12 protein-coding genes are annotated in these 17,058 nt (G+C 72.1%); 4 read left to right on the top strand and 8 right to left on the bottom strand.

What is annotated here, in order from left to right:
• Positions 1-26 precede the first annotated feature (26 nt).
• The gene (locus K1T35_RS00630; protein ID WP_220258251.1) at positions 27-1,682 is read right to left on the bottom strand and encodes a hypothetical protein; all 1,656 of its coding nucleotides are present in this window, start codon (positions 1,680-1,682) and stop codon (positions 27-29) included.
• 17 nt (positions 1,683-1,699) lie between these two features.
• A complete protein-coding gene (locus tag K1T35_RS00635; protein WP_220258252.1) occupies positions 1,700-3,640 on the bottom strand; it encodes a DUF6541 family protein in 1,941 nt (646 codons plus the stop codon).
• Between the two features lie 128 nt (positions 3,641-3,768).
• On the opposite strand from K1T35_RS00635, the gene glf reads away from it, so the two are divergent.
• Positions 3,769-4,959, top strand: coding sequence for a UDP-galactopyranose mutase (glf, locus tag K1T35_RS00640; protein WP_220258253.1), 1,191 nt, complete (start codon positions 3,769-3,771; stop codon positions 4,957-4,959).
• A gap of 2 nt (positions 4,960-4,961) precedes the next feature.
• Here glf and K1T35_RS00645 read toward each other — a convergent pair whose 3' ends face one another.
• Positions 4,962-6,206 carry an MFS transporter gene (locus tag K1T35_RS00645; protein WP_220258254.1) on the bottom strand — a complete coding sequence of 415 codons (1,245 nt, stop codon included), beginning with the start codon at positions 6,204-6,206 and terminating at the stop codon, positions 4,962-4,964.
• 182 nt (positions 6,207-6,388) lie between these two features.
• Between K1T35_RS00645 and K1T35_RS00650 the strand changes: the two genes are divergently transcribed.
• The gene (locus K1T35_RS00650) at positions 6,389-8,392 is read left to right on the top strand and encodes a glycosyltransferase (RefSeq protein WP_220258255.1); all 2,004 of its coding nucleotides are present in this window, start codon (positions 6,389-6,391) and stop codon (positions 8,390-8,392) included.
• On the opposite strand, the gene K1T35_RS49680 is transcribed toward K1T35_RS00650, so the two are convergent.
• The 4 genes from K1T35_RS49680 to K1T35_RS00670 form a co-directional block, all read right to left on the bottom strand.
• Positions 8,326-8,631 carry a helix-turn-helix transcriptional regulator gene (locus tag K1T35_RS49680; protein WP_220258256.1) on the bottom strand — a complete coding sequence of 102 codons (306 nt, stop codon included), beginning with the start codon at positions 8,629-8,631 and terminating at the stop codon, positions 8,326-8,328. The genes K1T35_RS00650 and K1T35_RS49680 overlap by 67 nt on opposite strands.
• A 112-nt stretch (positions 8,632-8,743) precedes the next feature.
• A complete protein-coding gene (locus K1T35_RS00660) occupies positions 8,744-9,196 on the bottom strand; it encodes a hypothetical protein (RefSeq protein WP_220258257.1) in 453 nt (150 codons plus the stop codon).
• Between the two features lie 153 nt (positions 9,197-9,349).
• Positions 9,350-11,257 (bottom strand): glycosyltransferase, encoded by a 1,908-nt coding sequence (locus K1T35_RS00665; RefSeq protein ID WP_220258258.1) that lies wholly within the window; start codon positions 11,255-11,257, stop codon positions 9,350-9,352.
• Positions 11,258-11,339: 82 nt separating this feature from the next.
• Positions 11,340-14,207, bottom strand: coding sequence for an arabinosyltransferase domain-containing protein (locus K1T35_RS00670; protein ID WP_220258259.1), 2,868 nt, complete (start codon positions 14,205-14,207; stop codon positions 11,340-11,342).
• A gap of 33 nt (positions 14,208-14,240) precedes the next feature.
• Between K1T35_RS00670 and K1T35_RS00675 the strand changes: the two genes are divergently transcribed.
• Both K1T35_RS00675 and K1T35_RS00680 read left to right on the top strand, forming a co-directional pair.
• Positions 14,241-14,879, top strand: a complete 639-nt coding sequence (locus K1T35_RS00675; protein ID WP_220258260.1) for a nitroreductase family protein — start codon at positions 14,241-14,243, stop codon at positions 14,877-14,879.
• A gap of 230 nt (positions 14,880-15,109) precedes the next feature.
• Complete coding sequence (locus K1T35_RS00680; protein ID WP_220258261.1) at positions 15,110-16,546, top strand: acyltransferase; 1,437 nt, start codon at positions 15,110-15,112, stop codon at positions 16,544-16,546.
• An 88-nt stretch (positions 16,547-16,634) separates the two neighbouring features.
• Here the strand turns inward: K1T35_RS00680 and K1T35_RS00685 are convergent, their stop codons facing one another.
• The gene (locus K1T35_RS00685) at positions 16,635-17,003 is read right to left on the bottom strand and encodes a YciI family protein (protein ID WP_220258262.1); all 369 of its coding nucleotides are present in this window, start codon (positions 17,001-17,003) and stop codon (positions 16,635-16,637) included.
• Positions 17,004-17,058 lie beyond the last annotated feature (55 nt).

The raw sequence follows: 17,058 nt of genomic DNA on the forward strand, positions 1-17,058 counted from the left end.
GGGATGGCGCATGACCGCGCTGTCGGTCAGCTGCCGTTCGGGGAGCTCGGAACGTCCTCCGGCTTCCACTCGCCCCGCAACAGCGCCCCCGGATCCGGCGCACACCCGCCGGGCCCGCTGAAGATGGGGCAGGCCCCGTCCGGCTGCCGCACCTGCTGCGCGACGTACGCCAGCAACCCCACCGACCCGTCGTTGCGGGGCAGGTACCGGTCGGCCGTGGCCGAGCCCATCGAGAGCCCGAGCAGCAGCGCAGCACACAGGGCGCCGACGACCGGCATCGCGTTCCGCGGAACGTGCCCGTTGCCCGTGACCGCGCGCGCCCGCCATGCGTCCACCAGGCGTCGGCCCCCGTACCGCGCCGCGAGCACGACGAGCAGCAGCAGGCAGAAGAGGATCTCCGCCGTGGTGCGCGGGTAGAGCTGGACCGTTTGGGTCTCGTACATCTGCGCGGCGATCGCGAGCCGCAGGATCCACGCCCCGGCGAGCAGGGCGCCTGCCGTGAGCACCGCGGTCCGGCGGCCCGCCACCGCGACGGCCACGCCGAGACCGACCACCAGCAGCACCGTGAACACCCCGACGCCCGCGAGCTCGCCGGGTGGCGGCCACGGGCCGACGTCGCCGGGCAGGTCGTTGCGCCACATCGCGATGTACGCGGGCTCCACAGCGGTGTCGAAGTAGAAGTAGCGGTCCTGCACCATGCCCGCGGCGGCGATGACACCGAACAGGTGCGGCCAGGCCACCACGACGAGGCCGGCCGCCGTCGCACCCAGCAACGCGAGCCCGCGCAGCGGAGCGCGCCACGGGAACCGGGCGAGCACGGCGACCAGCGCACCGGGCGCCGACCAGAGGAACCAGCCGGAGTACACGCTGAACAGCACCCCGAGCGCGACGCCCGTCGCGGCGCCGGCGAGCGCGATGCTGGTCCATGTCTGCGTGCCGGCGCGGCGGAGTACCCGCAGGAACACGATCAGCAGCGGCACCAGCGCGACCAGGACCACCGTGGTGTACGGCTTGTACGGCTCCAGCAGCGGCATCGCCGCGACCAGCGTCACCGCGAGGGCCCACACCGGTGCCAGCACGAGCCGCCACGACAGGTAGGCGATGGGCCCGAAGAGCGCGGTGCCCACGATCTGCGACGTGCGGAGGGCGCCCGCCGTCGAGTCGCCGGTGAGCTCGGCCCAGCGGGCGATCAGGTGCAGTGCGACGGGCGGGTAGTCGGGAGGGATCGGCCGGCCGGCGAGGATGTCGTCCGCCCAGCGGATGAGCTGGCCGGAGTCGCCCCAGTTCGCGAACAGCGCCCATGTGGTGCCGTGCAGCGCGAGCACGATCCCGCCCGCGACGAGCCCGGTGGCGAGCCCGGCGACGGCGGCACACGCCAGCCGGCTGACCACCGCGAACACGCGCGGGTGGCGCGCCGTCGCGACGCAGGCGGCGAGCACCGCCATGCCGATCAGGAGGAACCGCATGTCGAGCGCGGCGAGCCCGCTGACCTGGCCGATCCGGTCCAGCGGGTCGACGTCCACCGAGTGGCTCAGCTGCATCGAGACGAGGCCTGCGCCCACGCAGGCGGCGACCTCGCCTGCGCCGGCCGCGGCGCGCGCGAACCGGCCTTGCGGGTCGGAAATCGGGGATGCGGTCGTCACGTCCAACCCGCCCGTCCCCGCCTCTGCGTGCGCAGACACGGCCGCAAGGGTATGGCCTAGCCCGGCCGTGCCCTGATCCGGTAGATGACCGCGTCCTTGTTCCGGTACACGGCCTGGAGCCACGGGGCGTCCTCGAGCCCGAGCAGCCCGGGGGCGCGGCGCCAGTCGGTGCGGACGAAGCCCCTGCCGAGCATCACGTACGAGATGTTGAGGCGCGCGACCGCGGCCCGAACCGAGCGGTCCACCGGGTAGCTGTTGAAGCGGGTGTTCAGCATCAGGGCGTCCTCCCCGATGCCGGAGACGTTGTAGAACCCTGCCACGGGGTGCACGCCGGCGATCGCGTACATCCACACCGAGCCGTCGCCCCGGTCGTTCATGACGCGCTGGTCGGGCGGTACCAGCGTCGCGAGCACGCGCATCGCGTCGACCTCGAGGGAGGACACGACCGGCCCGTCCGGGGCGGACAGGCGCATCCTGGCCACGTTGCGGCCGGAGTACAAGTCCTCGCTCGCCACCAGGAACAGCGCGATGACCAGGATGGTCGCGAGGCCTCTCGCCGCGTTCCGGGCCAGCGCGGGCGGGCCTGCCCCGACCTTCTCGGCGAGCGCCGTGACACCCCAGGCCGCATGCCGCTGCAGCTCGGCGAGGCCGTGGCCGGCCAGCACAGCGACCGGTACGACGCACAGCCCGATGAGCCGCCACTGGTCGTTCCACCACGGGCGCGTGATGGCGTTGACCCACGGTTCGTCCGACGACGCGGCGAGCACGAACATCGTGCCGAACGCGAACCCGGACGCGAACATCCAGCGCAGGGCGCCGAGCTGCCGCAGCCCTGCGATGCCGATGGCGGCGACGAGCACCAGCCACCACTGCGGGTGCAGGCCGTCGTGGGCGAGCGCGAGCAGCTCGCCGAAGGCCTCCGACTGCGTCAGTTCCGCCGGCCAGTCGTACACCGGCTCGCCAGAGGCGCTGCCGAGCGAGCCGAGCACCTGCGGCAGCGCGAGCACCGCGGCGACCGCTCCCGCCGCGAGCACGACGATCGGCTCCCGCAGCAGCAGCCGCGGTTGCCCCGCCCAGCGTTGGACCATCGCGGGGAAGACGAACACGGCCGCGGTGAACAGGATGGCCGGGTTGAGCGCGATCATGCCGAGCAGGCCCAGCCCGAACAGCAGGCCTCTGCCGATCTGACGGCGGCCCTCGGCGTCGAGGACGTCCACCAGCAGCACGGCGGCGAGCGGCATCAGCACCGCGCCGGTGACGAACGGCAGCAGAGGTCCCCGCCACAGCAGGTCGTAGAACGACGTGATCGCGATGCTGCAGCCTGCTGCGGTCACGGCGAGCACGGCCCGGCCGCCGAACCGGTGCACCAGCGTGACGATGACCAGCGCGCCCAGCCCGGGCAGCAGCACGGTGTGCGCGTTGAGGACGGTGGGGATGTCCGCTCCGGTGATCCGGAAGACCACAGCGGCGATCAGGTGGTAGGCGTTGGGGTAGAAGACCTCGACGTCGTCCTCGTACCAGTTGACCTTGGCCATCCCGACGAGGCTGCTGTCGCCGGTGTCGGCGATCCACCGGATGCCGTTGGCGTGGAAGGCGGCGTCCCAGTCCTGGGGGATCGCGGTCAGCTGCCCCAGACCCGACCAGATCACGGTGCCGCCGAGCACGACGATCCAGCCGAGGGCCGCGGCGACGCCGACGTGGGTCAAGAGGCCCCACACCGGCGGCCCGGAGCGGTCGGCGGCGCCGAACCGTTGCCGGATGGAGAACCGCACGAGCACCGCAACGGCGCAGAGCACCACGAGGAGCAGGCCGGCGCTCGTCGGCGTCCACGCGATGCCCAGCGCGGCGAAGAGCGGCCCGAACAACCCGGCGACCGCGTAGGTGAGCAGTGGGGCCCCAGCGGCGAGTGTCCAGCCGCGCAGACCGGCGAGCCCGCCGAGCACGAGGCCCGGAAGCCAGAGGATGAGCACGTACAGCGCCACAACGCCTGCGCCCACCTGCCGAACCCCCGGATCGCCGCCGTCGCCGGATCAACGGCAACGGGCGCGAACCTACACGCCGGTGGATGGCGTCCCGGTGATGCCAGGGTCGGGGCGTGCGGGGGCGCCCACTACCCTCGGTTGGCGTGACCTACGCGGGATACGACCTCGTCGTCGTCGGTTCCGGCTTCTTCGGCCTCACCGTTGCCGAGCGGGCCGCAAGCGAGCTGGACAAGCGGGTGCTGGTGCTCGAACGCCGCTCCCACATCGGCGGCAACGCCTACTCCGAGATCGAACCGGAGACCGGCGTCGAGATCCACCGCTATGGCGCCCACCTGTTCCACACCTCGAACGAGCGCGTGTGGGAGTACGTCAACCGCTTCACGAAGTTCACCGGCTACCAGCACCGGGTCTTCGCCCGCGCGGGCGACCAGGTCTACGCGTTCCCGATGAACCTGGCGCTGATCAACCAGTTCTTCGGTCGCAGCCACACCCCGGACGAGGCCCGCTCCCTGATCGCCGAGCTGTCGGGCGAGATCGACACGAAGGACGCGAAGAACCTCGAGGAGAAGGCGATCTCGCTCGTCGGGCGCCCGCTCTACGAGGCGTTCATCAAGGGGTACACCGCCAAGCAGTGGCAGACCGACCCCACCGAGCTCGACCCGTCGATCATCACGCGGCTCCCGGTCCGGTACACGTTCGACAACCGGTACTTCAACGACACCTACGAGGGCCTTCCGGCCGACGGCTACACCGCGTGGCTCGAGAAGATGGCTGACCACCCGAACATCGATGTGCGGCTCGACGTCGACTACTTCGAGGTGCGCGACCAGATCCCGGCCGGCATGCCCGTCGTCTACACCGGCCCGCTGGACCGCTACTTCGACTTCTCGGAGGGCGAGCTGGGGTGGCGCACGCTCGACTTCGAGCAGGAAGTGGTCGAGACGGGCGACTTCCAGGGCACCGCGGTGGTGAACTACAACGACGCAGAGGTGCCCTACACCCGCATCCTGGAGTTCCGCCACTTCCACCCCGAGCGGGACTACCGCACGGACAAGACGGTGATCGTGCGCGAGTACTCGCGCTTCGCCGAGTCGGGCGACGAGCCGTACTACCCGATCAACACGCCGGACAACCGGGCGAAGCTGCAGCGCTACCGCGAGCTCGCCCGCAAGGAGACGGCCAACGCGGGCGTGCTGTTCGGCGGCAGGCTGGGCACGTACAAGTACCTCGACATGCACATGGCGATCGGTTCCGCCCTGACGATGTTCGACAACCGCCTGCGCCCCTATTTCACGGAGGGCAAGGCGCTGTCGGGCACGGAGTCCGAGGACTGAGCTCAGCTGCGACCCGGGTTCCGACGAACGGCGCGTTCGTCGGAACCTAGCCGACGAACGCGCCGCTCGTCGGAATCAGGGCGGGGGCGCCGGGGCACCCATCGGGCCATGCCCGCCGCGCCCAGCGCCGAGATCGCCGCGAGCGCGAGCGAGCCCGCTCCCAGGGTGGCCACCGCGGCGACGGCGGCGAGCACGAGCGGGCCTGCCAGGCTGCCGGCGTCGTGGCAGAGGCGGAAGGCGCCGAGGAACTCCGCGCGCCCGTCCTCCGGCGCGGCGTCGGCGCCCAGCGTCATGATCAGGCCGTTGCTCAGCCCGTTCGCGACCCCCATCAGCACGGCGACCGCGCCGAGCGTGAGCACGCTGCCGGTGAGCGGAAGGGCCACGTGCGCCGCGGCGAACGCCACCAGCGAGCCGACGGCGACAACCCGCCGTCCGCGCAGGTCCATCCACCGTCCGGCCGGGTAGGAGAGCGCGACGTCGACGGCGGCGCCGACGCCGAACAGCAGGCTGGTGGTGGTCGGGTCCAGCCCGATGTGGTCGGCCCACAGCGGCAGCACCGCCGTGCGCGAGGCCCGCGATGCGCCCATGATCAGGGCGTTCACGCCGAGCGTTCGCAACACCCTCCGGTGGGTGACCAGCACGCTGCGCATGGTCTGTGCTGCTCGGGCGCCACCGCGGTCAGAGCCGACCGCGGGCATGCCGGCCATCAGGGCGCCTGCCACGACAACGGCCACCAGCTCCACGAGGAACCCGCCGCGTGGGCCGAGCAGGTAGACGACGCCCGCTCCGAGGAACGGCCCGATCAGGGTGCCCAGCCGGTTCAGCCCCGCCATCGTCGACAGCGCCCGCGCCCGCAGCGCGACCGGCACCGCCTCGATGATGTAGGCCTGCCGGGCCAAGGCCCACACCGCACTAGCGACGCCGTACATCCCGACGCCGATCCCGAGCACCACGGGCGTCCAGGACAGCAGGCAGAGCGCCGTACCGACGGCCCCGACCGCGCTCCCCAGCAGCACCGCGGATCGCTCGCCGATGCGGGCGACGATCCGGCCTGCGGGGAGATCGCCGAGCACCATGCCGAGCCCGAGCATGGCCACGACGAGGCCCGCGCCGCCGACCGACGCCCCGAGGTCGCGGGCCTGCAGCGCCACCACCGGGATCGCGGCTCCCTGTCCGATGCCGAACACCGCTGACGGCAGGAAGACAGGGACGGCGAGCCTTCGGAGTGTCCCGGCCTCGGATGTCACTCGGGCCTCCTGCGGCGTGGGGTTGCTTGCCGAGAAGCAAGCTATCGCATCGCATGCCCGTATCGGGGGGCATGCGCGGCCCGCGCCCCATCCGGGCCCTCGGGTACGGCGTCGCTACTCTCGGGTGCCGGAAACACACGAACACGCCACCCCGGCCCTCGACGACACAGGACGCTTCCTCGATGACGATCTCCGAGACGCCGCCCCGCCCGAAGCCGGCGCGCCGCCGTGGCGGGACGCCGCCCGCACCCGACGGCCACCTGCTGCAACGGGTGATCCTGCCGCGCACGGGCGACCCGATGAGCGTCCGCGCGCTGTACCTCGACGAGCGGACGGGGATCCGCCTCACCACCGTGCCCGACGTGGCCGGTGGCGCGATCCCGAAGAAGGTCAGCCTCGGGGGTTCCACGGTCAGCGCCCGGCGGCTGCGCGCCACGTCACGGACGTCGGCGGTGGTGCCGGAGCAGAGCGAGGTCTCCTTCTCCGCCTACTTCAACGCGTTCGCCGCCGGGTACTGGCGGCGCTGGAGCCGGCTCACGGAGGTGCACCTGAAGCTGTCCCTCCAGGGGGCGGGCCGGGTGGATGTCTACCGCACCAAGTCCGACGGCTCCACCATCTTCGAGCGCGGCGTCGTGGTGACGGGGCGTCATGAGCTCGACATGCCGCTGGACCTGCGGCCGTTCGAGGATGGTGGGTGGTACTGGTTCGACCTCACCACCGACGAGGGCGAGCTCATCCTGCACGCGGGTGGCTGGTACGCCGCCGACGAGCCGACGGGCCGAGCCGCGGTGGCCGTGGGTACACCGACGTTCAACCGTCCCGCCGACTGCGTGGCCACCCTCACCGCGCTCGGCGAGGACCCGCTGGTGCGCGAGGCGATCACCGCGGTGATCATCCCGGACCAGGGCACGAAGAAGGTGCGCGACGAACCGGGCTTCGAGCAGGCCGCCGCGGCGCTCGGCGACAAGCTGAAGATCATCGACCAGCCCAATCTCGGCGGGTCGGGTGGCTACGCGCGGATCATGTACGAGGCGCTCGAGCACACCGACTGCGAGCAGATCCTTTACATGGACGACGACATCCTGCTCGAGCCGGACTCGGTGCTGCGGGCCGTCGCGTTCTCCCGCTACTCCCGCTCGCCGATGCTCGTCGGTGGCCAGATGCTGTCCCTGCAGGCCCGGTCGCAGCTCTCGACGATGGGCGAGGTCGTCGACCGGGGCACGTTCCTGTGGCGCAATGCGCCCGGCACCGAGCCGCACCACGACCTGGCCGCCCAGCCTCTCCGGCAGACACCGTGGCTGCACCGGCGCACCGACGTCGACTACAACGCATGGTGGACCTGCCTGATCCCGCGTGCGGTCGCCGAGGACGTCGGCATGCCGCTGCCGCTCTTCATCAAGTGGGACGACGCCGAGTACGGGCTGCGCGCCCGCGCGAAGGGCTACCGGACGGCCACCGTTCCCGGGATCGGCATCTGGCACATGTCGTTCCTCGAGAAGGACGACACGAGCGACTGGCAGGCCTACTTCCACTACCGCAACCGGTTCATCGCGGCCGCCCTGCACGGGCCCGACAACCCCACCGCGCTGCTGCGCGACTCGATCAAGCGCACGCTGCGCCACCTGCTGCTCCTGGAGTACTCCGCGGTGGCGTTGCAGGAGATGGCCCTGCGCGACTTCCTGTCCGGCCCCGAGCACCTGTTCCCGAAGCTGCCCACGGTGCTCGGCGAGATCCGCGCGAAGCGCGCCGAGTACGACGACGGCAGGCCCCTCGACTCGGCCACCCAGGTGCCGCTGTCCGACCTCGACGCGCTGTCGGCCCAGCTGTTCCCCGAGCCGCCGTCCGGCAAGGTCGCTGCCGTGAAGGGGCTCGCGCGGGGCGTGCTGCACAACCTGCGCGCCCCCGACCCCGGCCACCAGGCGGTGCCCCAGCGCAACGTGCCGGCCCGGCACGCGCAGTGGTTCGTGCTCTCCCGGCTCGACTCGGCCACGGTCGCCACGCCGGACGGGCGCGGGGTGACGTTCCGCCGCCGCGACCCGGCCCTGTTCCGGTCCATGCTCAAGCACGCGATCAGCGAGTACCGGCACGTGGCCAAGGCATGGCCCGACCTGCAGCGCCGCTACCGCGCCGCGCTGCCGGAGCTCACCAGCCGCGAGGCGTGGGCCCGCGAGGTGTTCGACCGCTGAGGAACGGCCCGGAGCTGGCGGATCCCGAACGCCGACGCAATGAAGGACGTCAGCTCCGGCTCGTCGAGTCCGAGCGCATCCGCCAGCATCCGGACCGTCACCGGTCGAGGCCTGGTTGTTTCCCCTGATTCGAGCTTTCCCACCGCGCGCACGCTGAGACCTGCGCGTTCGGCGAGTTCCTCCTGCGTGAGTGCGGCCCGCAGTCGCGAGTTGCGCAGCAATTCCCCGAAAACAGCCACAACGACCCCCCAGCCCTGTCCTTCTACTGACGAGGACGCGACGGGAGTAGCGGCGTTGCCCGCCCGTGACCAAGATCGGCTGTCCGGAGTAGTCCGGACAGCCGACCAGCGGTCAGTAGTCGGGGTGCACGACGCCGGTGTGCGTGTACTTGCGCGGGATCCAGGGGATCAGGTTCACCCAGCTGGCGTTGGCCCGGTAGTAGCCCACGCCCCGGCCCCACGGCTGCAAGTTCGTTCTGACCTCCGGTTCGTCCTGACCGGTGGCGACCTGCACCGGATTGCAGGTCTCACCGTCGCACTCCTCGAGCACCACGAGGGCACCCACCAGCGTGCCTCCCTCCGACCGGGCGAGCGCGCCGATCCGCGTGTTCTCCGGATCGGACCGGTCCACGATCTTGCAGACGACGATCCCGTCGACTGCTGCGGCGCAGTCCTCCTCGAGCGAGGGCTTCGGGGCGGCGGGTTCGGCGACCGCCGGGCCCGCCAGGCCGAACACGGCCGCGCCTGCCAGTACCGGCACCATCGCGAGCCGGCCGGCCCGGTGTACCAGGTTGAGGTTGCGCATCTGTTCTGTGCTCCTGTTGCGATTGAGTGATCACGACCGGCCGGCGAGCCGGTCGCGATCAGTCAATCGGAGTCAGACAGGTTGGACCAGGAACGTGATCAGCACTTCGCCGGCACTCCGAACGAGTGATGTCGGCAGCTGATCGAGTGAAGGTCAGTCCTTCAGGCCGTAGAGCCGTTCCCAGTTCTCCCGGCTCGACAGCTGCGGTACCGCCTCGCGGTAGCGGCCGACGAGGGCAGGTGCCTCGCGCACGAAGCGGCGCAGGAGGTGGGCGGCCTGGCGGGCGAGCTGGAGGGCGGTCTGCTTGTCCCGGATGCGGATGCGGAAGCCCTGCTCCGACATGTCGGTGACGATGGCGCGCTCGAACAGGGAGACGTGCCACCAGTGCGCGTCACCGGCGGGGACCGCACCGGTGGGGTGTGGCGCACGGCCGGTCACCTGGTAGGCCACCCGCTTCAGGAAGGTGAGGGTCTCGGAGCCGGGTGGGTTGGCCGCCCGGATCACCGGCCGGTCGTGGAACTCACCACCCGCATCGGACATCGGGTGCATCACGGTCTCCGGGTAGGCCTTCCGGATCTCGCGAACGCGCGCGAGCGCGCCGGCCGAGCCGTCCCGGAGGGTGTCCGGGCCCGCCAGGAAGTCCTCGACGGCCTGCAGCAGCGTGGCCGTCATGCCGTACTGCATCGCCACCAGCTGGTGTGACACCAGCTGCGCGAGCCGCCCGGTGATCCGGCGGATCGAGAAGCCGCTGTGCAGTGCGGCCATGATCAGGCCGTTGCGCACGGTGAAGTAGCGCTGCCACTCGTCGCCGTCCTTCCAGCCGAAGTCGGCGTGCCACACGCCGGCGCCGGGGAGGGAGACGGTGGGGAAGCCGTGGGCGCGGGCCCGATAGCCGTACTCGATGTCGTCCCACTGCAGGAACAGCGGGAGCGGATAGCCGATGGCGCGGATCACCGTGGCCGGGATCAAGCAGGACCACCAGCCGTTGTACTCGGTGTCGACGCGGCGCTCCTGGTTGATCGGCAGCTGCCGGTCGTCCAGGCCCAGCAGGTAGGCCTCGCGGAGGGCGCCGGGCATCTTCAGCCCCATCAGCAGCACCTCGGGGTCGGCGTACTCGGCCGAGATGTGCAGGTGGCCGGGGTGCAGCAGGTTGAGCATCTGCGCGCCGACGATCATCGGGTGCCGGGTGCTCGCCGAGAACGACGTGAGCCGCACGAGGAGCTCCGGCTCCAGGTGCACGTCGTCGTCCATGAGCAGGACGTCGGCCTCCTCGCCCGGCGCGCCGTGCGTGGCGTGGAGCATGCCGCGGGCGAAGCCGCCCGAACCGCCGAGGTTGGGCTGGCGGACGTACTTCAGGCGCTCGCCGAGTGCGGCGGCGATCTCGCCGAACCGCTCGCGCGACTCGATCGGGTCGCTGCCCTGGTCGGCGACGTGCACGGTGCGGATGCGCTCGAGCGCCTCCGGGTCGCGGGCGAGCGCCTGCAGGGTGTTGAGGCAATCGTCGACGCGGTTGTGGGTGGTGATGGCGATGTCGGTCGGCGGCAGGGGGCGGGTGGTGGTCACCGTCCAGCGCACGCCGGAGACGGTGAGCTCGCCGGTCTCGGTGGTGATCTCGAGCCACATGCCGCCGCCGTCGACGAACCGGTCGACCGGGCCCACGAGGCGCACCGCGGTGGCCTCGCCGTCCCGCACGTCGACGGTTGCGACGATCCGCCACACCTTGTTGGTGTCCGACGCCATCAGCCGCACCCGGCCGGTGCCGGTGGCCACGGCCGACACCTCGACCTCGCCGATGTCGGTCCAGCGCTGCCAGTAGGTGGCGTGGAACCGCCCGAAGTAGGTGTTGGTGCTCACCAGCGAGCCGGGCGCGAGCGCCACCAGGTCACGCTCGCGGCGCGCGGTGCCCCGCTCGACCCGCGAGTAGAGGTCCTCGGGCACGATGCCGGACGGCCCGAAGAACAGCCCGCGCTGCGCGAGCAGGCGGGCCGGGGTCCGGTCGGCCGGCCGCTCGTCCGTCGCGGGCGCGGCGGCCCGATCCGTGCTGTCCGATGTGCGAAGCATGCGCGCGGCCGTCCTCCGGTCGTCGGGTGCCCTTTCCGGGGTCATTGTGGAGGCCGTGCGGTGCGAGCCGTGGCCCGGGGGGTCACCCGGCCGGGTCGAGCGACGGCACCCGCGGGTGGCCGTCCCGCTGCCATCCGGCCACCGTGCGCCATGTGACGACCGGCTCGGGGTGCGCGAGTGGCCTGATCGGGATCCAGCGGTAGACCTGCCCCGCGTCGCGGAGTGGATCACCGGCGAGATAGGTGGGCATGCGCCGTTCGGTGATCAGCAGCCGGGGTGCGACGAAGGGTCCACCGTATTGAGACTGGTACGTGATGTGCGTCTCGGTGTTGTCCACGGACGGCGCCACGCGCCACTCCGGGAGCGCCGCGGTGCCCAGCGGCAGCGGTTCCGGGGCGAGGCAGGGGAACAGGAACGCCACGGGCCAGTCGAGGATCGCGCTGCTGCCGGGCGGCAGTAGGTCGGTCATCGGGGTGAGCCGCGGGGCCCGCGGCAGCGTCGCCAGAGCACGGGCGGTGTCCGGGGCGTCGACGGCCAGCCGCACCGCCGTGGCGCCGATGGGCGCGAGCTCCCGGATGTCGTTCTGGGCCGGCAGGTCCGGCGCGATGCGCCTGCGCTCGAGCACTGCCGTTCCGTCGCCGAACTCGAGGTACAGCCCGTCGCTCAACCGCAGCGTCCCGGACGTGGTGACGACGACCGGGAGGATCCGCGCGCGCTGCCGCGGGTCGAGCGTGAACCACGGGGTGGCGGTCCGGCCGGCCACCGCCACGCCGGGGACGAGGCGCCCACCCACGTCGACCGGGAGCGTGCCGCCGAGCGGGCCGCCCACGGCGGGCAGCACTCCGGCAGCGGGGTCCGTCTCCACGGACAGCCGCTCCTGCAGCCCGCACGGCCGGCCGCCCACGGTGGCGATCGTGTCGGAGGTGGGGGTGTAGCTGTCCTGGTGCGCAACCGCCACCCGGACCGCGATGAGCACCTGCAACGCCAGCACGGCCACCAGCACGACGGCGAAGGCGGGCGCGGGAGCCGGCAGCCCGCGCGGCAGCGGGCTCTCGGGAACCCCGCCCGCCCGCTGCCATGCCCACCGCACGAGCAGCGGGATGACGACCGCCCCGCCGGCCACGAGCGCGATCGTCGCCAGCGGGACGTCGAGGATCCGCGGAGCGATGGTGCTGAACGTCGGCGTGTACCACGCGCCCTGGTAGGGCCAGACGTTGTAGCCGGCCAGCACGATCGCGGCGACGACGGTGGTGGCCGCCAGTCCGGCGACGAACGCGCGCGGACGGGCGCGGAGCGTCGCCGACCCCACCACAGCGCCCAGCACGAGCACGGCGATGCCGTAGCCGGCGAGGTCGCCGAAGTGCTGGGTCCACTTGGTCGGGGCCAGCGTCAACGTCGCCATGCTCAGCAGGAACCCGATGATCAGCCGCCGGGCCGGGCCCGTGGCGATCCCCGTTGCCGTGCGCCGCAGCGACCACAGCACGCCAGCGGCGGCGAGCAGCGTGCCCAGCACCGCTGCCCGCCTGCCGATCGCGCCCTGGAAGGTCGTGCTCAGCAGGCGCGCGTACCGGTCGGTCTCCTCGAACCACGGCTGGCCGCCACCGACGACGGCACGGACGCGGACCGCCTCCAGCATCCCGGCGAGGCTCTGGTCGGGGACCATCAGGAACACCGCCGACGCCGCGGCGGCCAGCAGCACGGCCAGCAGGTGCAGCGGGCGCAGGTCGCGGCGGGACCGCAGCTGGGCAAGCAGCCGACGCCCCGCGACGAGGAACGGGGTGAACGCGAGCAGTCCGCCCGGCGTGAGGGCGGTCGTCGCGCCGGCCAGCACGAGAGCGACCGCGAGCGGTAGCAGCCGGGCTGTGGCGAGGGTCCGCTCCACGGCGAGGAACACGGCGAGCGCGCCCACCGCGACCCACGGCTCCGGCCGCAGCCCGAGGCCGAACGGGATCCACCAGGTGGCGAACGCCAGCGCGGCGGCCCACTGCACCCATCGGCGAGCCGCGAAGCGGCCGAGCCGGGGCAGCGTCAGCCGGGAGACCAGCCACCAGCACAGAAGACCGAGCAGCGTGGACGGCAGGCGCATCCACGGCGTCGAGGGCGAGAAGAGCGACCACAGGTAGTAGACGTCGTAGAACCAGCTGAACGGTGCTTCTGGCGCGTTCAGCCAGCGGTAGGCGTTGCCCACGAACCCGTTGCCGGCCCTGCTGCGCACGATGCCCGCGATGTAGCCGTCGTCCACCGTGATGGCGCCGATGGCCCACCACAGGCCGAGCAGGGCGGTCACGGCGGCGTCCACCGGCCGCGGGTGCCACCAGCGCCGCGGGAGCAGCCGTACGTGCCGCGTCCGATCGAGGCGGTGCACCGCGACGAACATGGCGAGCAGCGCGAGCACACCGGCTACACCGATCCCGGCCTTCAGCGGGGAGATCGTGGTCTCGAAGCGAGAGTCGGTGGACAGGCGCAGCTCGACGCCCGACCGGACGTCGGAGAAGGCGCCCGCGACGTCCGGCCGCACGTCGCCGTCCCGGACGAGCACCGGCTCGCCGTTCACGAGCACCGACGTGCGGGCCGGGTCGGCGACGACCGACAGCGTGCAGTCGCCGCTGGGGAGCCGCACGGCGCCGAGGTCGACGCCCGCGGTCTCGACCCGCACCGCGCCGCCGGACGTGGTGAGCAGCAGCCCGTGCAGTGGTTCACCCGCCACGTCCGGCCGTGACGGCACCGTGTACAGCAGCGCATCGCCGTCAGGTGCCTCCCGCGCGGTTGTGCAGCTCGCCTGCGCCGTGAGCTGGACGGGCTGGTAGGGCAGCAGCGGGATGGCGGCGTCGCCGTCGGCCGCCGACCAGGAGTACGTGGCCTCGGCCTGCTCGACCGGGGCGAGCGGGAACGCGACCGCCGCGAGCACGGCGAGCAGGCCGAACAGGCCGGCACCCGACCGTGTGAACACGCGCGAAGCCTAAGCGAGAGGGATCATCGAGCCATGACGCTCCCACTGACTCCCGACGAGCTGCTCACCACCACGCGTTCGGTGCGCAAGCGCCTCGACCTCGACCGCCCGGTGCCGATCGAGCTGGTCCGCGAATGCCTCGAGGTGGCCCTCCAGGCACCCACGGGAAGCAACTCGCAGGGCTGGCACTGGATCGTGGTGACCGACGCGGCCCGACGCCGGGCCATCGGCGACTACTACAAGCAGTCCTACGACCGCTACCGCGCCGGGCGCGACGAGCAGTTCGCGCGGCTCTCCGCCGAGCGGCAGACCGTGGGAGCCCGCGTGGCGACCTCCGCCGACCACCTGGCGGAGCGGATGGGGGACGTGCCGGTGCTCGTCCTCGGGTGCATCACTGCGGCGGGCGAGCTGCCTGCCGGCAACCAGGCAGGCCTGTGGGGCTCGCTGCTCCCCGCCGCCTGGAGCTACCAGCTCGCTGCCAGGGCACGCGGTCTGGGCACGGCGTGGACCACCTTGCACCTGGCCTACGAGAAGGAGATCGGGGAGCTGCTCGGGATCCCGCCGAACGTGCGCCAGGGCGTGCTGATGCCCACGGCCTACTACACGGGGGAGACGTTCCGGCCGGCGCCGCGTGAGCCGCTGGACACCGTGCTGCACCTCGACGCCTGGTAGCACGCCGTGCCCGCCATTGGTGGGAGGCACGCCGAAAACGTGAACAGGTATCCGCCCGAACGGATGACAGGGCCGGAAGCGCTCCGTGAGCGTCGCCGCCAAGCCGGTACGTTCCGGGTGTCACTCGCACCGCTGGTTAGCCAGGCTTCGTTTTTCCGTGCGTGACGAACCCGTGCCCCACAGCCACTCCATCCGGTACTCGAGCGGCATCCTCCGGTGAAATCCGAGGCTTGACGGGGCTGCGGGCCGTCGCGGCGGTGTGGGTGGTGCTGTTCCACTTCCACTTCACCCCGCTGCCGGGGGTGGCCGGGGTGGTCGACGCGCTGGGGCCGCTGATCACCTCGGGCGCCCTCGGCGTGGACCTGTTCTTCGTGCTGAGCGGGTTCGTGATCGCCTACACCTACCTCGACAAGCTGGGCCCCTCCCTGCGGGCACGGGCCACCGCCCGGTTCCTGTGGGCGCGCGCCTGCCGGCTCTGGCCGGTGTACCTGCTGGTGCTGCACGTGTTCGGGGCGTGGCTCATCCTGCGCGCGACCGTCGGCGCCGACGGGGTGATCGCGTTCCAGACCACGCAGCCGGCGCTCGACGTCGGCCAGTACCTGCAGCAGCTCGTACTGGTGCAGCTGTGGGACGACGCCTACTTCGACGGCGCATCGTGGGTGGGTTCCACGTGGTCGATCAGCGCCGAGTGGCTCGCGTACCTGCTCTTCCCGGTGGCCGCGCTCGTGCTGCACCGGATGCGCGGGCTGCCGGTGGTGGTGCTCGCCTGCGGCGCGCTGCTGCTGATGGCTCCGATGACGTGGGCGTACCTCTCCACCGGCAGCCCGTACTTCCCGTGGAGCTGGCTCGTGCGCATCCTGTGCGGGTTCGGCGCGGGCGCGCTGGCCTACCTTGCCGTGCGCAAGCTGCGGTGGACGTCGACGACCCGGCGCGCCGCGTCGGCCATCGCGGCGGTGCTGCCGATCGTGCTGGTCGCGGGTCTGCTGTTCGGAGAGCTCGCGGGCCCCGGAAGGGGCGGCGCCGTGATCCTGCTGTTCCCGGTGCTCGTGGCGGCGCTCGCGGTGGCCGACCGGGGCCCGGCGATGCTGCTCGCCACCCCGGCGCTCGTCTACGGTGGGCGGCTGTCCTACGGCCTCTACCTCGTGCACATCCCGCTCTTCGAGCTGTACTGGTTCGCGCTGGAACGCTCCCCGCTGCTGGCGCCGCACACCGCGCTCGCGCACGTCGTCGGCGTTCAGGTGCTGCTCCTCACGGTGGGGGCCGCGGTGCTGACCTACCGGTTCGTCGAGGAACCGAGCAGGCGCAGCCTGCGCGCCCTCACCCCGGCCGTCGAGCGGCTGCCGGTGCGCGCGGCGATCGCGCTGGGGATCCTGCGCGCCCGGCCGGTCACGCTGCCGGAGGTCGCCGCGTCGTCGGACGGCGCGCTGGCCACCGCGGCCGCCCGGTTCGCCGCGAAGCGCCAGGCATTGGCCCGGGCCGGGGGCTGGCTCGACGAGCCGGTTTCGGAGCCGAAGCACGCTGCGTCGCCGATGCGGCCGGCAACGCTCGCCACGGCACTGGCCAAGGCAGAGTGCCGCAGGGCGGCCCACCGCAGCGAGCTGGATCTCTGGGCCGACTACGAGCGCGCGGAGTACATCCGAGGCGGCTACCTGGCCGCCGGGAATTGACCACCACCCCGAAGATCGGCATGTGGTCTCGATACGCGCCGGCCCTGGCGGGCCGGCGCTACTCGACCACCGGAAGAGGGGCCGTGCCTCAGTCCGCCGGGCCCGCCGAGAAGATGATCGGGCGGACCTCGATGCCGAGGCCCTCCACCCCGGCGTCCGGGATCAGAGCGGCCAGTTCAAGTGCTCGCTCTCGGGTGGCGCAGTCCACGATGTAGTAGCCCCCCATGAACTCCTTGGACTCGAGGTAGGGGCCGTCGGTCACGACCGGCACGCCGTCCCGCACGCGCACCACGGCGCTCTGGGAGGGCTCACCGAGGGCGTTGGTCTCCACCATCTCGCCGGAGGCCTTGATGGTGTCCATGAAGGCCCCGTGGCCCTCCATGATCTCCTTGCGCTGCTCGTCGGTGAGCGCGTCGAAGGCGGCCGGGTTCAGCTGCATGATCAGCATGTACTTCACGGCGGTTCGCTCCTATCCAGTCGGCGTGCACGGACAGGTCGGAACCGAAGCGCGG

This window comes from Pseudonocardia sp. DSM 110487 (assembly GCF_019468565.1).
In the GTDB taxonomy this organism is placed as follows: domain Bacteria; phylum Actinomycetota; class Actinomycetes; order Mycobacteriales; family Pseudonocardiaceae; genus Pseudonocardia.

What these genes read in the sequence shown, in the direction of transcription:
- K1T35_RS00660 (WP_220258257.1), bottom strand. Translation starts at nt 9,196, where the DNA reads ATGCGCAACCTCAACCTGGTACACCGGGCCGGCCGGCTCGCGATGGTG.
- K1T35_RS00650 (WP_220258255.1), top strand. Translation starts at nt 6,389, where the DNA reads ATGACGATCTCCGAGACGCCGCCCCGCCCGAAGCCGGCGCGCCGCCGT.
- K1T35_RS00665 (WP_220258258.1), bottom strand. Translation starts at nt 11,257, where the DNA reads ATGCTTCGCACATCGGACAGCACGGATCGGGCCGCCGCGCCCGCGACG.
- K1T35_RS00675 (WP_220258260.1), top strand. Translation starts at nt 14,241, where the DNA reads ATGACGCTCCCACTGACTCCCGACGAGCTGCTCACCACCACGCGTTCG.